22 protein-coding genes are annotated in these 25293 nt (G+C 61.1%); 8 read left to right on the top strand and 14 right to left on the bottom strand.

The window, feature by feature from the left end; translation table 11 throughout:
• Nucleotides 1–8: 8 nt before the first annotated feature.
• Genes HU739_RS07380 through HU739_RS07335 form a run of 10 tightly spaced genes read right to left on the bottom strand, consistent with a single transcriptional unit; the run spans nt 9 to nt 10999 of the window.
• Entirely contained in the window at nt 9–1145 is a 1137-nt protein-coding gene (locus HU739_RS07380) for a glycosyltransferase (RefSeq protein ID WP_186551987.1), read from the bottom strand.
• Nucleotides 1138–2106, bottom strand: coding sequence for a glycosyltransferase (locus tag HU739_RS07375; RefSeq protein ID WP_186551986.1), 969 nt, complete (start codon nt 2104–2106; stop codon nt 1138–1140). The genes HU739_RS07380 and HU739_RS07375 overlap by 8 nt, the downstream gene beginning before the upstream one ends.
• Nucleotides 2103–3470, bottom strand: a complete 1368-nt coding sequence (locus HU739_RS07370) for an O-antigen ligase family protein (protein ID WP_186551985.1) — start codon at nt 3468–3470, stop codon at nt 2103–2105. The genes HU739_RS07375 and HU739_RS07370 overlap by 4 nt, the downstream gene beginning before the upstream one ends.
• Nucleotides 3467–4558 (bottom strand): glycosyltransferase family 4 protein, encoded by a 1092-nt coding sequence (locus HU739_RS07365; RefSeq protein ID WP_186551984.1) that lies wholly within the window; start codon nt 4556–4558, stop codon nt 3467–3469. The genes HU739_RS07370 and HU739_RS07365 overlap by 4 nt, the downstream gene beginning before the upstream one ends.
• A complete protein-coding gene (locus HU739_RS07360) occupies nt 4555–6147 on the bottom strand; it encodes a GumC family protein (protein ID WP_186551983.1) in 1593 nt (530 codons plus the stop codon). Before HU739_RS07360 ends, HU739_RS07365 begins: the two co-directional genes overlap by 4 nt.
• 16 nt (nt 6148–6163) lie before the next feature.
• A complete protein-coding gene (locus HU739_RS07355) occupies nt 6164–7186 on the bottom strand; it encodes a polysaccharide biosynthesis/export family protein (RefSeq protein WP_186551982.1) in 1023 nt (340 codons plus the stop codon).
• Between the two features lie 21 nt (nt 7187–7207).
• Nucleotides 7208–7855 (bottom strand): CpsD/CapB family tyrosine-protein kinase, encoded by a 648-nt coding sequence (locus HU739_RS07350; protein WP_186551981.1) that lies wholly within the window; start codon nt 7853–7855, stop codon nt 7208–7210.
• Nucleotides 7855–8601, bottom strand: coding sequence for a sugar transferase (locus tag HU739_RS07345; protein ID WP_186551980.1), 747 nt, complete (start codon nt 8599–8601; stop codon nt 7855–7857). Before HU739_RS07345 ends, HU739_RS07350 begins: the two co-directional genes overlap by 1 nt.
• A gap of 14 nt (nt 8602–8615) precedes the next feature.
• A complete protein-coding gene (locus tag HU739_RS07340; RefSeq protein WP_186551979.1) occupies nt 8616–9650 on the bottom strand; it encodes an NAD-dependent epimerase in 1035 nt (344 codons plus the stop codon).
• A complete protein-coding gene (locus HU739_RS07335) occupies nt 9647–10999 on the bottom strand; it encodes a UDP-glucose dehydrogenase family protein (RefSeq protein ID WP_186551978.1) in 1353 nt (450 codons plus the stop codon). Before HU739_RS07335 ends, HU739_RS07340 begins: the two co-directional genes overlap by 4 nt.
• Before the next feature lie 389 nt (nt 11000–11388).
• Here HU739_RS07335 and HU739_RS07330 point away from each other — a divergent pair, with 389 nt between their 5' ends.
• Complete coding sequence (locus tag HU739_RS07330; RefSeq protein WP_186551977.1) at nt 11389–13086, top strand: sulfatase-like hydrolase/transferase; 1698 nt, start codon at nt 11389–11391, stop codon at nt 13084–13086.
• A 142-nt stretch (nt 13087–13228) separates the two neighbouring features.
• On the opposite strand, the gene HU739_RS07325 is transcribed toward HU739_RS07330, so the two are convergent.
• Together HU739_RS07325 and HU739_RS07320 are read right to left on the bottom strand one after the other, a co-directional pair.
• Nucleotides 13229–14263, bottom strand: coding sequence for an AraC family transcriptional regulator (locus HU739_RS07325; RefSeq protein ID WP_186551976.1), 1035 nt, complete (start codon nt 14261–14263; stop codon nt 13229–13231).
• Nucleotides 14264–14267: 4 nt separating this feature from the next.
• Nucleotides 14268–15191, bottom strand: coding sequence for a LysR family transcriptional regulator (locus HU739_RS07320; RefSeq protein WP_225922814.1), 924 nt, complete (start codon nt 15189–15191; stop codon nt 14268–14270).
• A 93-nt stretch (nt 15192–15284) separates the two neighbouring features.
• Between HU739_RS07320 and HU739_RS07315 the strand changes: the two genes are divergently transcribed.
• Nucleotides 15285–16127, top strand: a complete 843-nt coding sequence (locus HU739_RS07315) for a helix-turn-helix domain-containing protein (protein WP_186551974.1) — start codon at nt 15285–15287, stop codon at nt 16125–16127.
• Between the two features lie 36 nt (nt 16128–16163).
• Here the strand turns inward: HU739_RS07315 and HU739_RS07310 are convergent, their stop codons facing one another.
• Nucleotides 16164–18137 (bottom strand): alkyl/aryl-sulfatase, encoded by a 1974-nt coding sequence (locus HU739_RS07310; RefSeq protein ID WP_186551973.1) that lies wholly within the window; start codon nt 18135–18137, stop codon nt 16164–16166.
• Nucleotides 18138–18274: 137 nt separating this feature from the next.
• Here HU739_RS07310 and HU739_RS07305 point away from each other — a divergent pair, with 137 nt between their 5' ends.
• The 6 genes from HU739_RS07305 to HU739_RS07280 all read left to right on the top strand — a co-directional run bounded on the left by HU739_RS07305 (nt 18275) and on the right by HU739_RS07280 (nt 23714).
• Entirely contained in the window at nt 18275–18928 is a 654-nt protein-coding gene (locus HU739_RS07305; RefSeq protein WP_186551972.1) for an ABC transporter ATP-binding protein, read from the top strand.
• Nucleotides 18925–21396, top strand: a complete 2472-nt coding sequence (locus HU739_RS07300; RefSeq protein ID WP_186551971.1) for an ABC transporter permease — start codon at nt 18925–18927, stop codon at nt 21394–21396. The genes HU739_RS07305 and HU739_RS07300 overlap by 4 nt, the downstream gene beginning before the upstream one ends.
• Nucleotides 21386–22453, top strand: coding sequence for a lipocalin-like domain-containing protein (locus tag HU739_RS07295; protein ID WP_186551970.1), 1068 nt, complete (start codon nt 21386–21388; stop codon nt 22451–22453). Before HU739_RS07300 ends, HU739_RS07295 begins: the two co-directional genes overlap by 11 nt.
• Nucleotides 22454–22587: 134 nt before the next feature.
• The gene (locus tag HU739_RS07290; protein ID WP_186551969.1) at nt 22588–22830 is read left to right on the top strand and encodes a hypothetical protein; all 243 of its coding nucleotides are present in this window, start codon (nt 22588–22590) and stop codon (nt 22828–22830) included.
• A gap of 11 nt (nt 22831–22841) precedes the next feature.
• Nucleotides 22842–23042, top strand: a complete 201-nt coding sequence (locus HU739_RS07285; protein ID WP_186551968.1) for a hypothetical protein — start codon at nt 22842–22844, stop codon at nt 23040–23042.
• 87 nt (nt 23043–23129) lie between these two features.
• Nucleotides 23130–23714, top strand: a complete 585-nt coding sequence (locus tag HU739_RS07280) for a hypothetical protein (RefSeq protein WP_186551995.1) — start codon at nt 23130–23132, stop codon at nt 23712–23714.
• Between the two features lie 320 nt (nt 23715–24034).
• On the opposite strand, the gene HU739_RS07275 is transcribed toward HU739_RS07280, so the two are convergent.
• Nucleotides 24035–24862: a glycosyltransferase family 2 protein gene (locus HU739_RS07275; RefSeq protein WP_186551994.1), complete on the bottom strand. Its 828-nt coding sequence runs from the start codon at nt 24860–24862 to the stop codon at nt 24035–24037.
• Nucleotides 24863–25293 lie beyond the last annotated feature (431 nt).

The following is a 25293-nucleotide window of genomic DNA, read 5'->3' as shown; positions in this document are numbered from 1 at the left end:
GCGTCCTCTCAACGATTCTGGTCGGGATTCCATTGTGCGTACCGCTGCCCGCGCAGGAACTGCCACAGGCCCGCGCTCATGCCGGCCAGTGTCACCAGCAGGAATGCCGCGAGGCGAAACGGTTTGGGCAAACGGTGTTGCGAATCCAGCAGGCCGGCGATGGCAATCGAGTAACCGGTCAATTGCCCGATAAGGCTCAAGCGATAAAAACCGTGCTCGTTCCACAGCCAGAAATTGCTCAACAGCAGCGGCAGCAGGAGTATCGGCGCCAGTCGACGGATCAGTTTGTGGCTGATCAACGCGATCGAATACAGGCCGTGCTTGAATGGATTTAGCAGTTCACTGCGTTGCGCCAGGCTCTGCAGGCCACCGACCGTGACCCGCTGGCGGCGACGCCACTGCTTGTCCGCTTCGTCGACGCCCTGGTCGATCACCTGGGCCTGGGGCACGTAGACGATGCGTTTGTGCGCCACCGGCGCGCAGGTACTGATAAAGAAATCGTCGTTGACCTCGGCCGGCACGTTCTGGAACAACTCGCGGCGCAAGGCGAGCAGGGCGCCATCGGCGGAGACCATGCAGCCGGTGCGATTCTCGACCCGGCGCAACCAGCCTTCGTAATGCCGATAGAGGCTGTCGCCGATGCTCAGGCCGCCACCGGTGACCGGGATCACCATGTGCCCGGCGCAGGCCCCGACCTGCGGATCGCTCAACGGCGCGAGCAAGTGGCCGAGGGTGTCGCGCGACCATTGGTTGTCGGCATCGGTGAAGACCAGAATGTCCGCGGTGCTCACAGCGACGCCGGCATTCAGCGTGGCGGCTTTGCCCTGGCGCGGCAGGTCGAGCACAGTAATGCGCGAATCGACGATCTTGTGCGCGCAGGCCACGGTGTCATCGGTCGAACCGTCACTGGCAAGAATGATTTGCAGTGCGGCCGCTTGATAATCCTGGGCGAGCAGCGTGCGCAACTTGTGCTCGATGTGTCGTGCCTCGTTGTGCGCGGCGATGACGATGCTGACATTCAGCGGCGGCGCCGGGTCATGTCGCCAGGCCGGGAACAGCGGGGCCAGCAAAGTCAGCAGCAGCGGATAGCCGATGTAGGCATACATCGGCAGCAACAGGCACAGGCAAAAAATGAGTTCAGCCACGGGCAGGCCTCCTGGCGTTCCAATGACACAGACCGAGCACCAATGCCGCGCTGGCCAGGTGCAGACGCACCCAGTGCAGGCCCCAGAGTTGCAACGTCAGGCTGACGTTATGCTGGCGAATGCTTTGCCGCACGCTGAGCAACAGACTCGGCAGCAGGCCCAGCATCAGCAGCATCAACGCCTGATGGGCGTAGCCCGTGAGCAACGCAAGGATGGCCAGCGCATCGAGCAACCACACCAGCACTGACAGCAGCGGAAAACGCAGCAGACGCAGGCTCATACCGTGGGTGCGCAGCAATTGCAGGTGACTGCCCTGACGCCACAGTTCCTTGCCGACCCATTCGCGCCAAGTCATTTCATAACCCCAGTGCAGGGCGATGCTTCGGTTGACCGACAGCAGGCGGGCGCCGTGTTTGTGCAGACGCAGGGTGTATTCCTTGTCCTCACCGGTGCGCAGGCTTTCGTTGAAACCACCGACCTCGTCGAACCAGCGCCTGCGCATCAACAGGTTGGCGCTGGGCAGCCATTGCACGCTACGGCTGACGTTGCGCGATGGCCGCAGGTTGCGTCGCTGCCAGGCGCTGGCGTACCACGGGGCGGCGGCCGGGGTGTGCAGGTCGAGGCCGAACACATCGCCCAGAGCCTCCCTCTCAAGCGCGAACAAAGCGAGCAGCCAGTCCTCGGGCATTTCGATATCGGCATCGATGAAGGCCAGCCATTCGTGGCTGGCAATCGCTGCGCCGCGATTGCGCAAAGCGCCGATCAGCAGGCCGGGCAGCACCAGCACCCGAGCGCCGAATGCGCGGGCAATCTGTGGTCCGTCGTCCGTGGACCCGTTGTCGACGACGATCAATTCGCAGTCCATGTCGGCGGCGTTCGCGGCTTTGCGAGCGGCCAGCAGGGTGCGGCCGATGTGCCGCGCCTCGTTGTACATCGGAATGACAATGCTGATCTGGCTCATGCCCTGGCCTCCGTCAGCGCTGCCTGCTCGGCTTTCAGGCGCAGCACCCAGGTCAACGCAAGCATGATCCACAGGTATTTCAGGTTCGGCGCGCTGAGGAACATCAGGAACAGCGTCAATGAGAGAAAACTCATTCCTAGATGGGTGATCAAATCCGCCTGCTGCCATTCGCGCCGCTGCAACCACGCGCTTCGTGCGCGGATCAGGTTGAAGAAGCCCTGTCCAAGCAGGCCAACAAACAGCAGTCCGGCGGGAATACCCAGTTCGCTGAAAATCTCCAGATAGGTGTTATGGGCCCGGCGATACAGATCGCCGATCTTGCGGTTGGCCGAAAACGCCTTGGCATAACCGGTGGTTGCGTAGTGCAAAGGGAAGGTGCCGGGGCCGGAGCCGAGCAGCGGATGTTCGCGGATGATCTGGCTGCCGACGACAATGTACGAGGCGCGACGGCCGAGGGAGGCGTCCTGGGCCTTGGCGCCGGCGCTCAAGATACTCAGCGACTGAATGCGGGCCAGATAGCCGGCCGGCATTGCGTAGATCGCCAGGGGAAGGATGATCGCCGCACCGAGCATGGCGAAGCCGAAATGCCGGGGGCGGATGTGGGTGAGCTGCTGACGGTAATGCCAGACACCGATGGCCAGACTCAAGGCCAGTACTACCAGCCCTGAGCGCGACTCGGTTTTGGTCATGCCGCCGAGCAACAACAGGCAGCAGGCCGCCCAAAACAAACGGTGCAGCAGGTTCGGGCTGCGAATCACCAGCAGCAGGCCCAGCGGCACGGCGAAGGCGATCAGCAGGGCAAACGCGTTGGGGTCTTCGAGCAGGCCGGCGGCGCGGCCCTTGTCCTGGAATCGGCTGGAAAACATCGCCATCGCGCAGGTCGCGCTGACGCTGAGAGTGACCAGTCGGGCGAACAGATCCAGATTCAATTCACGACCGACCAGCAAGGTGATCACGAACAGGATCAGGCCCACGCTCAGTTCACGCAGATGCGTTTGCGACATGCCCAGGTTGTCGCTGGCGAGCAGGCTCAGCAGGTACAGGGCCATGAAGCCGATCAGGTAGCGCCACAGGTTGCTGCGCAGACGCTGCGATGGAAGCTGATGCAGTGCCAGTTGCAACGCCAGAATCAGGGCCAGCGAAACACCGATCAATTTGCTCCCGGAAAACGCTGTGTCCTTGAAAAATCCTTCAAACGGCACCAGGGCGGCAATGCCCAACAGGCCCCACGACGGTTTGCGATACAGCACCGTGAAACCCAGCAGCCCCAGCACCGCCCCCGGGGCCAGAAACGGATAAGGACTGACCAGTAAAGCCAGGCAGACCAGTGCCAGCAGACTGACGATCGAGAGCGGGAAAATCATGCGCGTGCCTCCCGTGCCGTGTGGATGTACAGCTGCGACCAGCGTTCGGCCAAAGCCTTGAGGTCGTAGCGCTCCTGTTGTGTGCGTCTGGCGTTGTCGCGCAACTGCGCAGCCAGCTTCGGTTCGGCCAGCAAGGTGTCGAGTTGGCGGGCGAGGGCGGTGGTGTCGTTCGGCGCCGCGAGCAGGCCGTTGTGGCGGTCCTGCAAGACGTCGGGAATGCCACCGACCGCGAACGCCACCACCGGCACGCCGGCCTGCATCGCTTCGAGCAAAATCATCGGTGTGCCCTCGGTGCGCGAGCTGATCACCAGCGCATCAAGTTGCTGCCACCAGCCTTGCATCGCGGTCTGATAGCCGGGCAAGCGAATCCGCTCTTGTAAACCGGCAGCGTCGATGCGCGCCTGCAACGCCTCACGTTCCGGGCCGTCACCGAGCATCACCGCGTCCAGTTGCGGGTGCTGGTGACACAGGGCAATCAGCGCATCGAGAAACAGATCCGGGCCTTTTTCGCTGCTCAACCGACCGACGTAACCGGCCAGCCAGCGTTGCCGGTCTGTCGCCGGCTGGAGGGCCGACGCTGTTGGCAAACCGTTGGGAATGACCTGCAACTTCTCTGCCCGCACGCTGGCCTTAAGGTGCAGCGTGGCAATGCTTTGCGCCACGCAGACCACTCGCTTGACTGACGCCGTGCGGCACAGTTGCAGGCTCAACCAGGTGTAAAACTTCTGCTTGCGACTGCGCGGAGTGAAACCGTGCTGGGTGATTACCAGCGGCAGGCGCAACAGCGTTGCGCCGATCCAGCCAAACAACAGCCCTTTGAAGTTGTGTGTGTTGAGCAACGGCCGATCACCACGGCGCTGATGCAAATGCCGCAGCAGCCGGCCGAGCCCGGCACAGCCGCGAGCGTCCACCCCGGCGTTGCGAAAGCGCTCGATCAATTCTGCCGGGGCGTCGAGAAACAGCACTTGGTGCTGCCCCGACGTCGCCTGGCAATGATCCAGCAACATCCGCTCGGCCCCATAGAAGCCGCCGCTGCTGAGCAAATGAATGATCGGCAGCGCGGCGCACGGGGTGGACGCCGCGTTCAATTGCGCACCCAGTGAACCAGGCGTGGCATGGTCCAGTGTTTATGCGGATTGCCAATCTGCGGCGTTTCTTCGTTGAGCACCAACAGTACCGGCAGGCCCAGTTCATGGCTGATTTGCGCCGGATGCTTGAAGCGGTGATCGAAGAACTCACGCACATAAACGAAGGCAATTGCCAGCAACAGTCCAGTGAACAGCCCGAACGGAATGATCAGCAGCGGTTTGGGAAAAGCCGCCGCAGTTGGTTCAAACGGTGGACTCAGTACGCGGGCATTGGACAAGTCATTGTCCAGCGCGCGCGTCGTGCTGCTTTCAGCGAAGCGTTGTGCATAGGTCGAAAACGCTGCGTGTAACGCGCCGATTTCGGTGTCCATCTGGCGCAGCTTGCTCTGGGTTTGCTGCAATTGATGGATGCGATTCTTGAACTCGGCAATGCGCGCGGTTTTCTGCTCGATGACCTGGCTGACCACCGACAGGTCGATCGTGCGTTCCTGGATGCGGTTATTGACCACCTTGAGGAACTGCTGGCGTGTGCGCGCGATTTGCTCGCGGGCCAGCAACATCGGTTCGCTGCCGGGCTGGAATACCGCCAGGTCGTTCATGTAGCGGCTGACCTGCGTGGTCAGTTGCTCGCCCATCTGGCGGATCTCGCGGTCCTCGAACGCGATGTTGTCCACCGTAGTCGTGAAGGTAAATGGAAAGGTGTAGTCATTGAGTTTGTTGGTGTTGGCGGCGGCCAGGCTGGATTTCAGGTAATCGAGCCAGCGCTGGCTTTGCAGCAAGCGATCACGATACAGATTGAGTGCCTGCTCTTCGGTGTTGATCGCATTGAGGCGAAAGGTGATTTCCTCTTTCGGATCGGACGAACCGACCTTTTCCAACAGGCTCAGCCGCGCGCCCTCCAGACCATCGAGTCGCACCTGATATTGATGCTTCTTGGTCTCGTAGAACGACTGCGGCAGCTCGATCGATTGCAACGCCTGACGATCGACCAGATAGTTTTGCAGCAATGCGGCGACAAACGCCGTGCCTTGAACAGGATCAGGGAAGCTGTAGACGATCGAGATGACATTGGAACCCGGCAGGGTTTCGATCTTCAGATTATCGATGGCGTCCTGGGTCAAGCCGTCCAGTGCCGTGTCGCGCACCGGATCGGTTTCCATGCCCAGCGCGTCACGCAGCGGATTGATCACATATTCGCGCAGTGGCGTGCTGACGTAACGCTTGAACGGTTCGCCGGTCAGCTTGCTGAGCAACCCCGGTGGCGGGTTGTACTGACCGTTGTCGCGCAGTTCGCTGACGGTCTGGCGAATCAGCGCCGGCGAACGGAGGATATTGCTTTCGGTTTCCATGTCCGCCAGCGATGGCGGAATGAACGTGGCGTTGTCCTGGGTCAGCGAGGTCGTCGCATCGCCCTGAGAGAGTTTTTTCGACTGCACGATCACCTGCGCAGTGATATCGAAGCTCTGTTTGAGCAGCAATGGCAGGAGCAGGGCGATCACTGCAAAGGTCAGGAAGATGCGCTTCACCGTTTGCTTGTTGGCGAAGAAAATCCTGAAGAACTCGTGCAGGTAATTTTCTTTTGGGTTCATGTCGTTCACCTGAGAGTCAGTTGTCACTGCCTTTGTTGTCGACGCGGTAGCCGAAGCTGAAACCGACGCCCTGGAACAGCACCACATCGGCCAGTTGCCGGGCGAGTTCGCCGGCGCTGGCAAGTTTGGTTTTTGGTACGTAGAGCATGTCGTCCGGCTGCAGATAGGCGATCTGTGGCGCCTCGCCAGACAAGGCTTTTTCGACGTCGTAGTTCATTGCCTGCACCTGATTGCCGTTGCGCCGCATGATCACCACCGAATCGAGGCGCGCCTTGACGTTGGTGCCGCGCGCCAGCGTCAGCGCCTCAAGCACCGACACTGGCCGGCGGATCGGGTACGAGCCTGGTTGAGCGACTTCGCCGAGCACGTAGATCTCGTTGCCGGCGGTGGACTTGAGCAGCACGTCCACGGTCATCCGTCCCGGCAGTTGCGCGTATCGCTGATTGAGGAAGGTTTCCAGTTGATTGACGGTCATGCCTTGCAGCGGCACGGCGCCGATTTCCGGAAAACTCGCGTAGCCGTCGGTGCCGACAGTGATTTCGCGGCTCATGCCGGTGGCCGGGTGGTTCAACGCGCTTTTGAGGTTCTGCTCGTTGCTCAGCGGGCTGAGGATCTGCACCGAGAGCTGATTGCGATTGGGCTGGAACAGCTGCTTGCGCTGATAGGCGCGCTGGATTTCCTGACGGGCCTCTTCGCTGGTCAGGCCGGCGATTTTCACTGAGGTGTTGGCACCCGGCAGTTCGATGGTGCCGTCGGGCAGCACCAGTTGCGTGCCATTGAGCTGGCTGGCGGCGGTGAAATTCAGGCCGATCTGGTCGCCCGACTGCACGCGGTAAGCGTCCGAGCCGCTGGTGCTGATATGGAAAATCACATCCAGCACGTCTTTCGGGCGCAGGGTCTGTTCGACCTTCGGCATGTCAGTCGCCTGGGCGTTGGCCGGTGCGGCGGTGAGGATATTCACCGGCATGTTGCGGGTCTCGGAAGTGCTGGAGCAGCCTGCAAGCGGCAGCAACAGCAGGACAAGCATTCTGGCGTTCATGGCGTCATCCTTTGCGTTTGCTTACAGGTTTTTGTAAAGCCATTTGGGCATGTAGTACTTGCGCCGGTTGAACACGCTGCCGACCACTTTTGCGCCGGCCTGAGTCAGGCGTTGCACGGCGGCCTGGGCGACTTCCCAGCGGGTATCTTCGGCGCGCACGACAAACACCACGCCGTCGACCTGAGTGCTGATGACCAGCGTGTCGGCGGCGGAGTACACCGCGTCGCCGTCGATCACCACGAAGCGGTAGCGGCTGCCCAATTGGTCGAGCAACGGGCTCAGGCGTTCGGCAGTCAGGTGCTCCAGGGTGCGGATCGGCCGGCCGTTGGGCAGCACGTGGAAGGGCAGGCTCGACACCTGCACCACGCAGTCCTGCAACAGCGGCGGGTTGTCCGGGTTGAACAACAGGTCGCGCAGGCCGCGCTCCTTGCCAAGGTTCATCTGCTGGGTGAGGTTGTTGGCCGACTGGCTGGCGTCGACCAGCAGCACCTGGCCGCTGCTCATTTGTGCCAGTTGACTGGCCAGGGCCAGGGCGCTGGTGGTGGTGCCCGCGCCGGGATTGGCAGCGGTCAGGAACAGGATCCGCAGATCGAGGTCCAGCACGGTCGAGGTCAGGTTCGATTCGCTGGGGCTGGCGATGCTCAGGCTGTTATTGGTTGAACCGTCCATTAGCTTGCTCCGTGGCCGCTGAATACTTTGAAGGGGGTTTTCAACAGAATCTTCAGATCAAGCAGAAGGCTCTGCTCGGCGATGTAGCTGAGGTCCAACTCAACGCGCTGGTCGAAGTCGATGTTGCTGCGCCCGGAGATCTGCCACAGGCCTGTCATGCCGGGGTAGATCGCCAGACGCGCGAGGTGATTGTCCTTGTAGCGGTAGGCGTTGAACGAGGTCGGGCGAGGGCCGACCAGACGCATGTCACCGGTCACCACGTTGATCAGGTTGGGCAGCTCATCGAGGCTGGTGCGCCGTAGAAAATGGCCGATGCCGGTGATGCGCGGGTCCTTGTCGATCTTGAAATCGATGGCGTCCGCCCCGTGTTTATTCAGGTGGCGCAGCGATTCCTTGAGTTCTTCGGCGTTGCAGACCATGGTGCGGAACTTGAACATGCCGAACTTGCGGCCGCGATAGCCGGTGCGTTTCTGCACGAACAGCACGGGGCCCGGGCTGGTGTGCTTGATGATCAATGCCAGGCCCAGCAGCAGCGGCGAGGACAGCAGCAGAATCACCAGCGCGCCGAGGCAGGCCACCACCCGATTGGTCCGCGACAGTTGCCATGGGCGGCCGCCATCGCGGCCGCTTAACCAGCCGCGACCCTGGCGATGAATCGCTGCGTCGAGGCGCATGCGATGTTCGGGGTCGACTCGCTTGTCGCGGCGCATCTCTTGGATCGGTACACCTTTCTCATGTCCAGTCATGGCGTCCTCCGCATTCATTCAGCCGCAAGCGGCGCGCGGGCAGTGGGGTAGTAGTCGCGGAACCAGGCGATGAAACGACCCAGCCCCTCATCCAGTTCAATCCGGGGCTGGAATCCGGTGGCCTGGGCCAGGTCGCTGGCCTCGGCGCAGGTGTTGAGCACGTCGCCCGGTTGCAGCGGCAGCAGCTCGACAATGGCTTTCTGAGCGAGATGTTTTTCCATCAGCGCGAGGTAGGTTTTCAGCGCGACCGGCTGCTGTCCGCCAATGTTGAACAGGCGCCACGGCGCCATGCTGCTGGCCGGGTCGGGCTGCTCGCGATCCCATTGCGGATTGGCTTGCGGTGGCTGATCGATGAGGCGCGCGATGCTTTCGATGATGTCGTCGATGTAGGTGAAATCGCGCTGGTGCTCGCCGTAATTGAACAGCTTCAGCGGCTCGCCTTCGCTGATCGCCCGGGCGAACTGGATTGGCGACATGTCGGGCCGGCCCCATGGCCCGTAAACGGTGAAGAAGCGCAGGCCGGTGCAGGGAATGCCGAAAAGATAGCTGTAGCTGTGCGCCATCAGCTCATTGGCTTTCTTGGTCGCGGCGTACAGCGACAGCGGATGGTTGACGCCATCCTTTACCGAGTAGGGCGTGTGTTGGTTGGCGCCGTACACCGAACTCGACGAGGCGTAGATCAGGTGTTCGACCGGGTGATGCCGGCAGCTCTCTAGGATGTTCAGAAAACCGTTGAGGTTGCTGTCCAGATACGCCCGTGGATTGTCCAGCGAATAACGCACCCCGGCCTGCGCGGCCAGATGGATCACCACTTGTGGTTGTTCGCGGGCAAACAGTGCGTCGATGGCTGTAGCGTGGGCGAGATCAACCGTGGCGAGCTGGAAGTCGCCCACCTGTTCGCGCACCCATTGCACCCGGTCGTGCTTGAGCTGCGGGTCGTAGTAGTGGTTGAAATTATCCAGGCCGACCACTGAATGCCCGTCGCGTAGCAAGCGCAGGACGCAATGGGCGCCAATAAAACCGGCTGCACCGGTCACCAGAATCTTCATGGCCGCACTCCTTCTGGAGCGATGTGACGCAGGCCGATGCCGCTGTAGTGCAGACCGGCGGCCGCCACTTGTTCCGGGTTGTAGAGGTTGCGACCGTCGATGATCACCTTGGAACGGAGCTTCTCGGCGAGCAGTGCGAAATCCACCACGCGAAAGTTCTTCCATTCGGTGCAGATCACCAGCGCGTCGGCATCTTCGAGGGTGTCATCGCGGGTCGCGCACAGATGCAAGTCGTTGCGATAGCCATAGAGGCGCCGGCATTCGGACATCGCTTCCGGATCGTAGGCTTGCACGCTGGCACCTTCGGCCCACAACGCATCCATCAGATACCGGCTGGGGGCTTCGCGCATGTCATCGGTGTTGGGTTTGAAGGCCAGGCCCCAGACCGCGATGGATTTGCCGGCCAGGCCTTGCGGGAACTGCGCTTGCAGCTTGCTGAAGAGAATGTGCCGCTGACGGTCATTGACGTCGGTGACGCTGCGCAGCAGTTTCAGCGGCATGCCGTTGTGTTCGGCGGTGTGCAGCAGCGCGCGCAGATCCTTGGGAAAGCACGAGCCACCGAAGCCACAGCCCGGATAGATGAAGTGATAGCCGATGCGCGGGTCGGAGCCGATGCCTTTGCGCACCGCTTCGATGTCGGCGCCCAGCAGTTCGGTGAGGTTGGCCAGCTCGTTCATGAAGCTGATGCGGGTGGCGAGCATCGCGTTGGCGGCGTACTTGGTCAGCTCGGCGCTGCGGTTGTCCATGAACATCAGTTTTTCGCGGTTGCGGCAGAACGGCGCGTACAGCTCGCTCAGCTGCTCGCGGGCTTCATCGTCACGGGTACCGATAATGATCCGGTCCGGGCGCATGCAGTCGGCAAGGGCGCTGCCTTCCTTGAGAAATTCCGGGTTCGAGACGACGCGCACCTGCAGCCCGGTTTTGCCGCGTTGCAGCAATTCGCTGTTGGCGGCGGCCAGGACTTGGTCGGCAGTACCCACCGGCACGGTGGATTTGATGATCAGCGTGCGATCGGCCTCCATCAGGCCGGCAATCTGCCGGGCCACGTTGAGCACATGGCTGAGGTCGGCAGAGCCATCTTCGTCCGCCGGGGTGCCGACGGCGATGAAAATCAGCTCGGCGTGGGCGACTGCATCGCTGGCCTGGGTACTGAACAACAGGCGTCCGGCCTTGATGTTTTCTTCAAGCGTTGCCGACAGCCCCGGCTCACTGATAGGCGGCACTGCTTGTTGCAGTTGTTTGATTTTGTTCGGATCAATATCAATGCATAAAACCCGATGGCCGACATCGGCAAGTGCGGCGGCTTGTATAAGTCCGACATAGCCTGTGCCAAATACGCTCACGTCCATCTGCGCACCTCAATAAAGCCAGAAAAGTTAACTGCGGAATGAGATTGTTAAAGGGGTATAGCGCAGGGTTTGAAAAGCATGTCAGCAAAATGACATGTTGCACCGGTATAACACTTAAGCGTTTTTTGGCGATTGGCTATCAAGTCATTGCTGCGATTGAGTTTGTTGTTTTTTTGCAGATTTGTTCAGATTTCATCTAAGCGACAAACGGTCGAAAGCCGCGTAATTGAAGGCTTTCAGCGCGGCGGGTGTGTCATTTTTGAGTCATGGTTTTTTTGACGGTTTATCCGGCTATCAGTCAATTCTTGCGATTTAATGGCCGGGTGCTAGTGTCAGCTTCTGACTGACAAACCTTTGGCTTCCCGCCTTTTCGCACCGCCGGTATCGACATGTTCAGATATGCCAAGGAACTGCTTTTAGTTATCTATCTGTTGCTTTATTCCGACTATTACATGGATCGGTTAAATGCTATCGGGTGGAGTTTTAATGTGCTTTTTTTTGGCGCGATGTTTTTGGCGCTTATCGGCGCGCTCTACCTGACTGCCTATATACGACAGGCGCTCGTTCGACATGCATTCGCATTAACCCTGTTTGCCTCGGCGGTTTTCTTTGATGTTTATACACGGGTCACCGCGGATTACCTGAGGTACAGCGATTTTGTCTCGCTGGTCTATTCCGGTGGTTTTATCCAGGAAGCGGCGTACCAGTACCGGGGCGCGATCCTGCACGCCGTGCTCAATGGCTTGCTGTTGCTGTTTGGCATCGGGCTCAAGCCGCGGCGAGCGCTGGCCCTCCCCAACGTGTTGCGGGTCGCGGCGCCCGTTGTCGCTGTGTTGGCGCTCAGCGGGTTGCTGTTTCTACGCGCGGGCGAAGGCGCGCGCGGGCTGCCGGTCATGTACACGCCGCTGGCCTATCTGAACCTGTTCGCCTACGAGGCGCTGCATAACACGGTCGGCCCCCGGGAACCGGTGACGCTCGCGCGGACCGCGCCAGCCGTCGGCCACGACATCGTGCTGATCATCGACGAAAGCGTCTCTGGCAATTACCTGGACATCAACGCGCCGTTCGGCGTGCACAGCAACCTCAAGCAAGCGCCGGCCGGCGTCGAAATCTTCAACTATGGATACGCGGCGTCCATTGCCAATTGCAGCGCCGACACCAATGTCACCTTGCGCTACGGCGGCACCCGCGCCGACTACAGGCGCATCAACAGCACGCTGCCGTCGATCTGGCAGTACGCGAAAAAGGCCGGTTTGCGCACGGTGTACATCGACGCCCAGCGCACCGGGGGCAACCTGCAGAACCTGATGACCCAGAGCGAAAAAAACGACATCGATGAGTTCGTGCAATTCGACCAGACCCGCGTGCGCGACCGCGACATGGCGGCTGCTGCCAAGCTGATCGCGTTGCTCAAGGACGACCGTCCCGAGCTGGTGGTGATCAACAAGGTCGGTGCGCATTTTCCGGTGCATGACAAATACCCGGACGCCTTCATGGCCTATCGGCCGACGCTGCCACGCGGGCAGTTCAGCGAAGTCGCCGACACCGGCGAACGCACCGGTTTCAACGGTCAGCCGGACGACTGGGTGCTGTATCGCAACGCCTACAAAAACACGCTGCTGTGGAATGTCGGCGAGTTCTTCGCCCGGGTGTTTGCCGAGGGCACGCTGGACAATGCGCTGCTGATCTACACCTCCGACCACGGCCAGGATCTGCATGAGCGCGGCAACCCTGGCCTCAACACCCATTGCGGTGGCGATCCGGTGGAGGAGGAAGGGCTGGTGCCGCTGGTGGTGATTCAGGGCCGCGGGTTACAGGCGCCGGACTGGTCGGCGCATCTGGCGGCGAACAAGAACCGCTCCAGCCACTACAACATTTTCCCGACGCTGCTGCAGTTGATGGGCTACGACCTGGCGAATATCGAGGCGGTGTACGGCAAACCGCTGAGCGTGCCGACGGCGGATGAATTCACCTTCAACTACCGGTTCAATGCGCGGCTGGGCGCCAGGGCCGAGTGGAAACATATTGATCTGGGCAGCATTGTCACGCCGCCGCGGGCGCCGGCGAGTGTGGCGGTTGGTCAGTAAGGTTCTGCGTTGAGGCGACTGGCCTCTTCGCTGGCAAGCCAGCTCCCACATTGTCCGCTGCTGACACAAAAATTTGTGGACAACCGCAGTCCCTGTGGGAGCGAGCCTGCTCGCGAAGGCGCCTGCACCGGCGGCAAAAATCTCAACCCTTGCAAAAGCGGGTTCGATACACCCCCGGCGCACACCCCAACCAACGCGAACACGCGCGATTGAAACTCTGCACATCGCTGTAGCCCAGCCGATCCGCCACCTCGACCAGCTCCAGCGCCCCGGCTTGCAACAGATCTTCGGCGCGGTAGCGTCGGTAGTCATCAAGCAGTTCGGTGAACGTCCAGCCCAATGCCTTCAAACGCCGGGCGGCGGTGCGTTCGAGCAAGTGCCGGGTGGTGCAGAATTGTTTCCAGTCAGCGGTAGCCAGGTCGGCGATCAGATAATCGCTGAGCTGCTCCAGCAATGTCGCTTCACTGTGACGCCGGGTCTGTTCCAGCAGGTCGACCAGGGTTGTTTCCAGCGCCTGATTGCCCGGCGTCAGTGGCACCGTGAACAGCTGCGGATCGAGATGAATCGTCGGGTGCACTTGTCCGCCGGACACGGGGGTGCGAAAAACCCGCTCATGTTCCGCACTGCCGGCCGACACCAGCGCCACACCCAACACCGGATCACGGCCAAGACCGCTGGCCAGCAATTTGCGGCGCAGCAGGTTGCACAGGCTGACCAGGATGTAATCGATGAGCGCAGCGGGCGCACGAAGCGTGCCGACCTCAAGCAGACGCAACGCGACACCGCCGTCATCGCGCACGACCTGCGCAGTGAAATGGCCGTTGAAGAACGGAAAAAACTCCACAAAAAAAGCGCAGGCACGGTCCAGCGACACAGCGACATCGAACAGATACGTCAATCCGTTGGTGGCCGTGGAAACGAAGCGCTGGCCGGCCGCCAGCCCCACCAGCGGGTCGGCGCTGTATTCCACCGCAAAAGCCCAGAACCGCCGCGACTGCACCAGCGGAATGCGCATGAACGGCGTGCGCAAATCGAACAGGCTGCGATGCAGTTGCGCTTCAATGCTGCCCTGCGCAATGCCTCGTGCGAGCAACTCTTCGATGGCCGGCAGTAAGGTCGGTGCGTAAAAGGCATTGGCGGGTGGTGGCGAGAGGTCGGTCATGTCAGCACGAGTCATAAAGTCAGCAGTTGGCGGCGAGCAGGCGTTGGTCCACCGTCAGGATCGCCTCGATCATTGCCCGCGCCGCTGGCGTCAGGGAATAGCCGGCCCGGTTGACGATGCCGTAACCCAGTTGCAAGGCTGGGTCGTCGTGGGGGATGTCGACGAATTCGAGCAGCGCGATCAATCCCTGATCGAGCTGTTCGCGCAGGGCTTCCAGCGTTGCCAGACCCACCGCATCGGAGCGCAGCACCACGCGCTGGATCGCATCGAACTGCGCGCATTCGACGCTGGGATTGAAGTCCGCCTCACCGAGGATATCGGCGAGGACTTTGCGGATCATCGGCGGGATGCGCGTGCCGACAATCGGGTAATCGAGCAGGGCGCGCAACGGCAGGTCCGTCTGCGCGGTGAGCGGGTGGCCGGCGCGGCAGAAAAAGCGTCCCGGTCGCGTGCGCAGTAAGTGCACTTGATACTGCGGATCGTTGACGAAGTGACGCGCATCCGCCACAAAAAATTCGATCTGCTGCTCACGCAACCACAATGACAATTGCTGCCAGTCGCCCTGATGAAAGCGCGTGTGAATCGCCGGGTGCGCCTGAATGAAGGCCGCCAGCGCTTCCGGCACCAGCACCTGCGCGGGATAGGGGCCGCAGCCAAATTGCAGTTCGCCGCCGGTGAGGCCGTTGTATTGCGTCAGTTCGTTGTGCAGGGCCTGACTGCCGGCCAGCAGGCGCCGCGCATGTTGCAACACCAGTTCGCCTTGTCCGGTGAGGCGAAATTCGCGGCTGCTGCGTTCGACCAGCACACAGTCGAGGTCGCGCTCCAGAGTTTGAATGCTGCGGCTGAAGGCCGGCTGGCTGAGGTTGCTCGCTTCGGCGGCGCGGCCAAAGTTGCGGCAGTCGGCGAGGGCGACCAAGTGCCTGAGCTGGCGAAGGTCCATCATGCGTCTCCTGCATTTTGCGGATACTTTTAATGCATTGGATCGATAGCACGTCGGCTGGCATAAGTACACGCCTGTCTGTCGATGACCGCCGCCATGTCCCATCCTCTCTTCGCTTCCAGTGCCTTTACCCGCACGATTGTCAGCCATGCCCGGCAGTCCGGTTTATGCCCGCAGACGTTGCTGGCACGGGCCGCAATCTGCCCTTCGAGGCTCGCTGATCAGTCACAGACCATCGCCGCAGAGGCGGTCGAGCGCCTGTGGCACGCGTGCGAATTGGCAGGGGCGAAACGGACTTTTGGTTGTGAACTGGTGAGCGGGATGACGACCGACAGCCTACAAGGCCTGAACATTCTGCTCGACTCAGCGGTGAACTTGCGCGCCAGCCTCGACTGCTTGATCAGGTGTCTGCCAAGGGTGATCAATTACGTCGTGGTCGATCTGCAGGAGTCTGCCGACTTCGCCCGTCTGAACCTGCGCCCGTTGCGGGGGCCGATTCATCATTTTGCGCAAGATGCGGCGACGATCGCCTTGGTGCGCAACATCGCCGCCCGGCTGGGCAAGGAGCCGGCGCAGGTGTTCAGCCGCGTTGCCCTGGGCCCGGCGCAGGCGGCCGGGGCCTGGCTGCGCGAGGCGGGAATTGCCATCGAACAGGGTTCGCACCTGTGCCTGACGTTGCATCGTGCAAGCCTCGATGCGGTGTTGATCGGCGCCAACCCGTTTGTGCACCAGAGCATGCTGCGCCATTGGCACGCCGCCGGCGCTGAACCCCCGCGCCACGACAGCCTGACGCTGGCGCGACACTGGCTGACGGCGGGCGATCAACCGATCGAACGGATTGCCGAACGGCTTGGCTACCGTCAGCCGAGCAACTTTATTCGCGCATTTCGCAAGCAGTTCGGGATCACCCCGAAGCAGTTCCGCCTGCATCCCGTGTAAGGGCGGCTGCCCCCGCCTTTCGGCAAGGGGCGCGGCTCAAGGCGTGACGATATTGAATTGCGGCCCGAACGTATCGAGGCTGCCCATCAACAGCGCAAACTTCTGGCCGTTGCCCTGCAATTTGACCAGACCCTTTTGCATCGCCGTCGGGAAATCCAGCTGCTTGAGGCTGATCTTTTCCAGCGTATCGCGGCTCAGGCTGACACCGGCCTCGGCCTTCGGATTCAGCCCGGCCCGGTGCGTCAGCACGCCGTTGCGCAGGGTCAGGTTGAAATCCTTTTGCACGTCTTCGAATGTCCAGTTCAGGGTCAGGTCATGGGCGACGGCTTTGTCGCTGTCCAGGCGCACCGCCAGGTAATCGAAGAACATCTCGGGGCTCATGGCCCGGACCATGTCCACCGACACGGTGTTGGCCGATTGCGGCGGCACACCGTTGCGCAGTTCCATGGCGCCGGTCAGGTACATGTTGCGCCAGGTGGCGTTCTCGCTCTGATAACCCATTTGCTCCAGCGCCTCGGCCTGGGCCTTGCGCGCGTCAGCATTGTCCGGCTCGGCAAACAGCAGTTGGTTGCCCAGTTGCGCGGCCCAGCGATAATCCGCGCTGGCGATGGCAGTGCGCATTTTCTCCAGCACTGCGGCGCCGCCGCCCATGGCCTCGACGGTGCGTTTGGCCGTGTCCGCGGGCGGCAGCGGGTTGAGGTTGGCCGGGTTGCCGTCATAGAAACCCATGTAGCGCTGATACACCGCGCGGGTGTTGAAACTCAGCGAGCCGTAGTAGCCGCGGGTGTACCACTTCTGGTCGAGCGCGCCCGGCAGCTTCTTGATCGTGTCGGCAATTTCCAGCGGCGTCAGGCCCTGGTTGAGCAGGTGCAAGGTGCGGTCGTTGATGAACGCGTACATGTCGCGCTGATCAGCGAGCAAAGTACGAATCCGCTCGCCGCCCCAGGTCGGCCAGTTGTGCTGGGCGAACAGCACGTCGGCCTTGTCGCCGTAACGCACCAGGCTGGCGTCCAGGTATTGCGACCAGGCCTTGGCATCGCGTACTTGCGCGCCACGCGGGGTGAGAATGTTGTGCATCATCTGCGTGGCGTTTTCAGCCATGCACAGGGCTTTCAGTTCTGGCAGATACAGATTCATTTCCGCCGGCGCTTCGGTGCCCGGGGTCAGTTGAAATTCGACTTGCAGGCCGGCGATGGTGCGTGTTTCCAGCGGCTCGGCGATCAGATCGGTGGGCGGAATAAGCGTGACCGTGCCACCGCTGGGCGCGCTCTTGCCCAGACCGGCGTCGACCTGACCCTTTTCGCTGCGCGGCAACAGGCTGCCGAACTGATATTGCGCGCGGCGACTCATGGCGTTGCCGGCCATGACGTTCTCGCTCATTACGTGTTCCATGAAACCGACCGGTGCGTACACCTTGACCTTGCCGGCCTTGACGTCCGCTTCGTCGATGACTCCGCGCACCCCACCAAAATGGTCAACATGGGTATGGCTGTAAATCACCGCGACCACCGGTTTGTGCGGGCGGTTGGCGTAGTACAGATCCAGCGCAGCCCTGGCCGTTTCGGCCATGGTCAGCGGGTCGATGATGATCAACCCGTCGTCACCCTCGATGATGGTCATGTTGGCCAGATCGAGGCCGCGCACCTGATACAGCTTCGGGCTGACTTCGAACAAACCGGCGTGGGCGTTGAGTTGCGCCAGTCGCCACAGGCTCGGGTTGACCGATGCCGGCGCCTTGTCGCTGGCGAGAAAATCGTAGGCGTGGGTGTTCCAGATAACCTTGCCGGCGGCATCCTTGATCTGGCCTTTGAACGGGGCGATCAGGCCTTTGCTGACCGACTCGAAATCGGTGCGGTCGCTGAAGGGCAGGGTTTGCAGAACGGCGGCGTTGAGGGTGGCGGTTTGTGTGCTGGGCGTAACCGGCCCGTCGCTGGCGAATACCGCCTGGCTCAGGCTGGCGGTGATCAGGCAGGTCAACAGGCCGCGAGGGCTCAAACTGAAACGGGGCATGGTGTCTCCGGTTGTTATCGTTATGGCTCGGACACCTCGCAGGGTAGAGCAGCGTGCATGGACGGCGTTGAACGTCAGCGGACAAAAACCATTCAGGGCCGCTATCCTAGGGCCAGGTCCATTGATCGGGTTTGCTCATGCTTGAGGTTCGCAACGTTTTCAAAAGCTATGCCACGCCGCAGGGGCCGTTGCCCGTGCTGCAAGGTGTCGACCTGACCCTGCAAGCCGGCAGCAGCCTGGCGCTGATGGGGGAATCGGGCAGTGGCAAAAGCACTTTGTTGCATCTGATTGCGGGTCTGGACAAGGTCGACCGCGGCAGCATTCGCAGCGGCGAGCATCGGCTTGAAGAAATGAACGAAGCGCAACTGGCGAACTGGCGGCGCACGGAAATCGGCCTGGTGTTTCAGCAGTTCAACCTGATCGGCAGTCTGCGCGTTGAGGATAATCTGGCGTTTCAGGCGCGTCTGGCCGGGCGTCACGAGCCGCGCTGGCAGGCGCATCTGGTGCAGCGCCTGGGGCTGACGGATTTGCTCAAGCGCTATCCTGAACAACTTTCCGGCGGCCAGCAGCAACGGGTCGCGCTGGGCCGGGCGCTGGCGTCGCAGCCGAAATTGCTGCTGGCCGATGAACCGACCGGCAGCCTCGATGAAGCGACCAGTGATGAAGTGCTGCGCTTGTTGCTCGAACTGCTCGACGACACGCCGACGACCTTGCTGATGGTCACTCACAGTCAACGTGTCGCGGCCCGCTTGGCGCAACGGCTGGTATTGACCAACGGGCGGCTGGCGTGAGAGTGCTGCGCCAGACACTTCGCGCGCTGCTGAGCCACTGGCGGCGCCATCCGGTGCAATTTTTCAGTGTGCTGACCGGATTGTGGCTGGCGACCAGCCTGTTGACCGGCGTCGAGGCCTTGAACAGTCAGGCGCGCGACAGCTATGCACGGGCCAGCCAGATGATCGGCGGCGAACCTCAGGCCAGTCTCACTACGCCGAACGGTGCGCTGTTCCCCCAGCGCTGGTTCATCGAACTGCGCCGGCAAGGCTGGCCGGTGTCGCCAGTATTGCAGGGCCGCTTGCAGCTCAAGGGTCACGAAGACCAGCGTCTGCAGTTGATGGGCATTGAACCGGTGTCGCTGCCGGCGGATTCGGCTGTGGCCGGGCAGGCGATGCCGATCGAGCGAGTCGTCGAATTCTTCACGCCGCCGGGCAGTACCTGGATTTCCCCCGAGACCTTGCAGATGCTCGGTTTGCGCGAGGGCGATACGCCGCCAACCGCAAGCGGCCAGAACCTGCCTCCATTGCTGGCACAAAAAGACATGGCGCCGGGCCTGTTGCTGGTCGACATCGGCATGGCGCAGGCGCTGCTCGAACAACCGGGGCAACTCTCACGGTTGTTGCTGCCCAAGGATTTTCACGGTGAATTGCCGGCGCACCTTGGCGCTCAGTTGCAACTCAAAAGCAGCGGCGAGGAAAACAATCTGGCGCGGTTGACCGAGAGTTTTCACCTCAATCTGGATGCCTTGGGATTTCTCTCCTTCGTGGTCGGCTTATTCATTGTCCACGCGGCCATCGGCCTTGCGCTGGAGCAGCGCCGGGGCTTGCTGCGGACCTTGCGCGCCTGCGGCGTCAGTGCGCGGATGCTGATCGGCTGCCTGACCATCGAGTTGGGAATGCTGGCGCTGATTGGCGGGCTGTTCGGTGTGATCAGCGGCTATTGGCTGGCCAGCGTCTTGCTCCCGGATGTCGCCGCCAGCCTGCGCGGTCTTTACGGCGCAGAGGTGGCGGGGCAGTTGCGGTTGAGCCCCTGGTGGTGGTTCAGCGGCATCGGATTGAGCCTGCTCGGCGCGTTGCTGGCCGGGGCCAACAGCCTGCTGCGGGCGGCGCGTCTGCCGTTACTGGCGGTGGCCGATCCGCAGGCGTGGCATCAGCAATACGCGCGCTGGTTGCGCCGGCAGGGTTGGCTGGCCGCGGTGTTGTTGGCCGTTGCGTTGCTGGCGCTGATCTGGGGTGACAGCCTGAGCAGCGGTTTCGTCCTGATGGCGGGGCTGTTGCTCGGCGCCGCGCTGGCCCTGCCGGTGCTGCTCAGTGCGCTGCTGAACCCTTTGCTCGGGCGCAGTCGCTCGGTGCTGGGGCAATGGTTTCTTGCCGACTGCCGCCAGCAATTGCCGGCCCTGAGTCTGGCCTTGATGGCGCTGCTGTTGGCACTCGCCGCCAACATCGGCGCGGGCAGCATGACCGCCGGTTTCCGCCAGACTTTCAACGACTGGCTCGAACAACGCTTGAGCGCCGAGTTGTACATCAATCCCGCCAACCCGGCGCAGGCCCGCGAAATGCACAGCTGGTTGCAGCAGCAACCGAACGTGCAGGCGGTGCTGCCCAACTGGCAAGTCTCGGTGACGCTGCAAGGCTGGCCGGCGGATGTCTACGGCATCATTGATCATCCGCACTATCGCCAGCACTGGCCGCTGCTCGACAGCAGTGGCGGCGATCCCTGGGGGAAACTGGCGACGGATGATGCGGTGATGCTCAGCGAGCAACTGGCCCGGCGCCTGCAATTGCGCGCGGGCGAGCATCTGACGATTCCCACGCCCAACGGCACATGGTCGCCGCGCATCGTCGGCATCTACGCCGATTACGGCAATCCCAAGGGGCATGTGCTGATCAGCAGCCATCACCTGCTGCGCGGCTGGCCGCAGCTGACGCCGAATCGCTTCAATCTGCGTATCGATCCGTCGAATATTCCAACGTTGCTGAAGGCCTTGCAGGCACGCTTTGAACTCGATGACAGCCGCATCGTCGATCAGGCGCAACTCAAGGGCTGGTCGGTGCAGGTTTTCGAACGCACCTTTGCGGCCACGGCGGCGCTGAACAGCCTGACCCTCGCGGTGGCAGGGGTCGCACTGTTCATCAGTTTGCTGACGCAGAGCCAGAGCCGCCTCGGCCAACTCGCACCCCTGTGGGCGTTGGGCGTAACGCGCAAGCAGTTGATGCTGCTCAACCTTGGCCAGACCTGGTTGCTGGCGGTGTTGACGCTGGTATTGGCGCTGCCCTTGGGGATCGCCCTGGCGTGGTGCCTGGATGCCGTGATCAACGTGCAGGCGTTTGGCTGGCGTCTGCCGTTGCGGGTATTCCCGTTGCAGCTTATGCAACTGATGGGCCTGGCCTTGCTGGCCACTTTGCTGGCTTCGGCATGGCCGCTGTATTCGTTGTACCGCACGCAACCGGCAGACTTGCTGAGGACCTTTGCCCATGAGGATTAAGCGCGTCGCGCTGATAATCGCGCTGTTGCTGGGCGGCTGCGATCAACCGGCACCCGAGCAGAAAGGCTTCGCCGGTATGGGCGATCAGGCGCAATCCTTCACCCCGGTGGTGCCCGGTCGGGTGTTCAGTTTCCCCGCCGATCACGGCGCGCATGATGGTTTTCGCATCGAATGGTGGTACGTCACCGCCAACCTCAAAGATCAGCAGGGCCACGATTTCGGTGTGCAATGGACGCTGTTTCGCAGCGCGCTCAAACCGGGAGCGGAGCAAACCGGGTGGGGCAGTCAGACCGTCTGGCTGGGACACGCGGCGATCACCTCCGGCGCGGTGCATCACGCCGCCGAACGGTACGCCCGTGGTGGCGTAGGGCAGGCCGGGGTGCAACTGGCGCCGTTCGAAGCGTGGATCGACGATTGGCGGTTTGCCAGCCAAGCGCCGGACCCGTTGAGCGAGATGCAGCTCAGCGCGCGTGACAAGGCCTTCAACTATCAACTGCGCCTCACCTCCAGCCGACCGCTGGTGCTGCAGGGCGACAAGGGCTTCAGTCAGAAATCCGAAGAGGGTCAGGCCTCGTATTACTACAGTCAGCCGTTCTTCCACGCCAACGGCACACTGCAAATTGACGGCCAGACCTACACCGTCAGCGGCCCGGCGTGGCTCGACCGCGAATGGAGCAGCCAGCCGCTGACCGCCAACCAGACTGGCTGGGACTGGTTTTCCCTGCACCTGGACAGCGGCGAACACGTGATGCTGTATCGCATGCGCCAGAAGGACGGTGCGCCGTATCTCACCGGCACCTGGATCGCTGCCGACGGGCAGATCGAAACCCTGCGCAGCGAGCAAATTACGCTCACCCCGCAAGACACCGCCAAGGTCGCCGGTCGCCCGATGCCGGTGAAGTGGACGATCGACATTCCCGACAAACACTTCACCATCAGCGTCGATGCACTCAACCGCAACGCCTGGATGAATCTGCGCATTCCGTACTGGGAGGGCCCGGTAAAAATCAGCGGCAGCCACCCCGGCCAAGGCTATCTGGAAATGACCGGTTATTAACGGCTGACGCCGCTTCCCTGTCGGAGCGAGCCTGCTCGCGAAGACGCCAGTTGCTCCACCGCTTACTCAACCGCCCGGAACTCTCCCTCCCACAAAAGGCTCTACCCGCAAACCACCCATTTCCGGACCCAGCCATGAGCGACGACCTGCAACCCCCAGACCTCAACACCTGGCAACGGCTGTTCGACGATCAAGCCTACTGGCAGGACTCCCCCGACGCGCACTATCTCGACCTGCAACGCATCGCCGACGACCTGCTTGGCCAAGGCGCCATCGACCTTGAGCAATGGCAACTGTTACGCGCCAAAGCCGATGATCTGCACAAGCATTCACCCGAGGTCAACGTCGCCCGTGAACTGGACGACCCCGAAGCCTGAGGACCATCCCCATGAGCAAAACCGTGAGCCCGAACGACAACCCCGACGAACCTCGCCCGGCCGGCGAAACCGAACGCGACAATGACGCCTTGCGGCCGACCGATCCCAAGCAGCGCCAGAGCGGCGGCAAGGGCACACCGAGTGGTGAATCCACCGCCCAGGAGACTGCGTCGCCACACACCCGCGGGCCACAAACCCAAGTCAAGCCCTGAAGAGCGTCTATGCTCACTGGCACGCCCGCCGCTGAAATCGATTCGGCGGCGGGCGCTGCCATTTTCATCACAGGGAAAGTAATGCTTATGAAGCTCGACGCACTGGCCAAGGCCATCACCCTCGCAACGCTCCTTTCTACCGCCAGCTTCGGCGTCTGGGCAGCCGACATTCCGCTGTCGGCCACCATTGAAGCCGATGCCGTTACCACCAAAGTGCTTGCTGTCGACCCGGCCAAGCATCAGGTGGTGCTTGAAGGGCCAGAAGGCCGCCAGGTTCACGTTCAGCTCTCCGACAAGGCGAAAAACCTGGGCAATCTCAAGGTGGGCGATCTGGTCAAGATCGAGGTCCAGCGTTCCGTCGCTGCGTATCTGGACACCGACGTGGATAAAGGTCTGCCGGGCACCACCGAGCGCACCGGCGAACTGCGCAAGGCACCGGGTAGCGACAACCCCGGTGGCGAGGCTTACCGTCAGGTTCAGGTGCAACTTAAAATCAGCAAAATTGATTTGAAGACTCATCAAGTCACCCTCGAAAATCCGTCCGGACAATCGAAGACGCTCGACGTAAAGCAGCCTGAAATCCAAGCCAGGCTGAAAGATTTGAAAGTAGGGCAGAGCGTCATTGTCACTTACACCGATATCCTGAAAGTGACCAGTCAGCATGATAGTTGAGCATTAGCTCTACAATATGATTGTTCTTGTACAACGTTATGTATGAGAATAATCATATAAAAGTATCTGTCAGAAGTTTCCCGGTAAATATCGACGAACACAGTTGTTAACTTTTCAGTTCATAAATTTCATGTTCGGGCATGCGACATATTGGCCAATATCCATTAAAATCCATGCCGTTCGCCCAGTGTCAGGGCTCTTTACCGGTGCATGGATTGCCAGGCCATTACACTGGGCGAACACCTCCTTGGCGGCAGATGTATACAAAATTTGAGAACAAAAAGGGCGACTCGAAAGTCGCCCTTTTTTGTTACTGGATATCAAATCGACGCGTGCATGCCGGACTTGCCCTGCTGTCCCTGTACCCGCTTGAGGGTCGCCTGATACATCTTTGTACGGCGGTGATCCTTGCCGTAGGTACCCGCCGCCGCGACGGTGCCGGCCTGGATGTGATCCAGGTAGCGAAAAATTTTTCGTGGCGAGAGAAATTTGATGCCGTAGCCCAAATCGACCATTCGATCCTGCAAGGTATAGCCCGGCACCCGATCGTCCATGCAAAAGTGCAGACCTTGCGATTTCATCAAACGCGCATTCCACAACGTGCAGAAACTTTTCAAATGAGTTTCTTTATAAGGTCGTGGTTGTTTGGAACGCAGGCCCCATTGCAGTTTTACCCGTCGAACATGGTGCTTGCAGAATCGCGAAGTTAAACGCCACGTATCACGCAGCCATCCACGATCAAGTTGCTCGACACAACCAACGGCCGCCATGTCTGCAGTTTTCGTACATTCGCGCATCATCATTGCGAACACTTCCATGTCATACACAAACGTGTCGGTGTGCAGCAGAAACAAGTAATCGGTCTCGACGTTCTCCAATGCCAGATCCAGCGCCTTGCCATGGGCAATATGACCCGCTTCCTTGCCCGGCGAGGGACGCTCGATCAGGTTGATCCAGTCCAGCGAACGCAAGTAATCGAGGCTGTCATCCGCCGAATCGTTGTCCACCACCCACACCGGAATGCGCTGCGCCTGCACGTGTTCGCGTAGTAACTCCAGGCACATGCGGGTGATGTCCGCGGTTTTGTAATTGACCAGGACGAGGCTGAAGTTGGGTTGCGGCTGGGTGGGTTGATCAAAGGCTTTCATGTCGGAGGGACTCATCTACGGCTCAAGACGACAGGGTTCATGGGCCGGGATGCTAGCGGGGGAAGCTTAGGTGAAGCTTAATTTGTAGGGTTGACCGGGCAAGCGGGAAGCATTCAACGCTGCAAACCGGTGTCGTAAAAGCACCGTGTGTGCCAGAGCCTTTACCCCCGATATATTACGACCACTGCGCAACTTCTTTCGCAGTTGGGCATTGGCCGGAACCGAGGTGTTTGCTTCGCGAGCAGGCTCGCTCCCACAGGGAATACAGGTTGCCCGGAAGCCCGGGTTCACCGTAAAAACCTGTAGGAGTGAGCCTGCTCGCGAAGGTGTCGGTGCAGGCGGATCATTGACGACTGACACACCGCTATCGCGAGCAGGCTCACTCCTACAAAGGGATGTGTGGTTTGGCCCGAATTTGCGTTCATCCGCAA

It is taken from the genome of Pseudomonas hamedanensis (genome assembly GCF_014268595.2).
GTDB lineage: Bacteria > Pseudomonadota > Gammaproteobacteria > Pseudomonadales > Pseudomonadaceae > Aquipseudomonas > Aquipseudomonas hamedanensis.
This window is presented reverse-complemented; position numbering and strand designations above follow the sequence as displayed.

Coding starts and splice junctions, on each gene's coding strand:
- HU739_RS07375 (WP_186551986.1), bottom strand. CDS start 2,106: ATGAGCCAGATCAGCATTGTCATTCCGATGTACAACGAGGCGCGGCAC.
- HU739_RS07370 (WP_186551985.1), bottom strand. CDS start 3,470: ATGATTTTCCCGCTCTCGATCGTCAGTCTGCTGGCACTGGTCTGCCTG.
- HU739_RS07360 (WP_186551983.1), bottom strand. CDS start 6,147: ATGAACCCAAAAGAAAATTACCTGCACGAGTTCTTCAGGATTTTCTTC.
- HU739_RS07355 (WP_186551982.1), bottom strand. CDS start 7,186: ATGAACGCCAGAATGCTTGTCCTGCTGTTGCTGCCGCTTGCAGGCTGC.
- HU739_RS07350 (WP_186551981.1), bottom strand. CDS start 7,855: ATGGACGGTTCAACCAATAACAGCCTGAGCATCGCCAGCCCCAGCGAA.
- HU739_RS07345 (WP_186551980.1), bottom strand. CDS start 8,601: ATGACTGGACATGAGAAAGGTGTACCGATCCAAGAGATGCGCCGCGAC.
- HU739_RS07340 (WP_186551979.1), bottom strand. CDS start 9,650: ATGAAGATTCTGGTGACCGGTGCAGCCGGTTTTATTGGCGCCCATTGC.
- HU739_RS07335 (WP_186551978.1), bottom strand. CDS start 10,999: ATGGACGTGAGCGTATTTGGCACAGGCTATGTCGGACTTATACAAGCC.
- HU739_RS07330 (WP_186551977.1), top strand. CDS start 11,389: ATGTTCAGATATGCCAAGGAACTGCTTTTAGTTATCTATCTGTTGCTT.
- HU739_RS07325 (WP_186551976.1), bottom strand. CDS start 14,263: ATGACTCGTGCTGACATGACCGACCTCTCGCCACCACCCGCCAATGCC.
- HU739_RS07320 (WP_225922814.1), bottom strand. CDS start 15,191: ATGATGGACCTTCGCCAGCTCAGGCACTTGGTCGCCCTCGCCGACTGC.
- HU739_RS07315 (WP_186551974.1), top strand. CDS start 15,285: ATGTCCCATCCTCTCTTCGCTTCCAGTGCCTTTACCCGCACGATTGTC.
- HU739_RS07310 (WP_186551973.1), bottom strand. CDS start 18,137: ATGCCCCGTTTCAGTTTGAGCCCTCGCGGCCTGTTGACCTGCCTGATC.
- HU739_RS07305 (WP_186551972.1), top strand. CDS start 18,275: ATGCTTGAGGTTCGCAACGTTTTCAAAAGCTATGCCACGCCGCAGGGG.
- HU739_RS07295 (WP_186551970.1), top strand. CDS start 21,386: ATGAGGATTAAGCGCGTCGCGCTGATAATCGCGCTGTTGCTGGGCGGC.
- HU739_RS07290 (WP_186551969.1), top strand. CDS start 22,588: ATGAGCGACGACCTGCAACCCCCAGACCTCAACACCTGGCAACGGCTG.
- HU739_RS07285 (WP_186551968.1), top strand. CDS start 22,842: ATGAGCAAAACCGTGAGCCCGAACGACAACCCCGACGAACCTCGCCCG.
- HU739_RS07280 (WP_186551995.1), top strand. CDS start 23,130: ATGAAGCTCGACGCACTGGCCAAGGCCATCACCCTCGCAACGCTCCTT.
- HU739_RS07275 (WP_186551994.1), bottom strand. CDS start 24,862: ATGAAAGCCTTTGATCAACCCACCCAGCCGCAACCCAACTTCAGCCTC.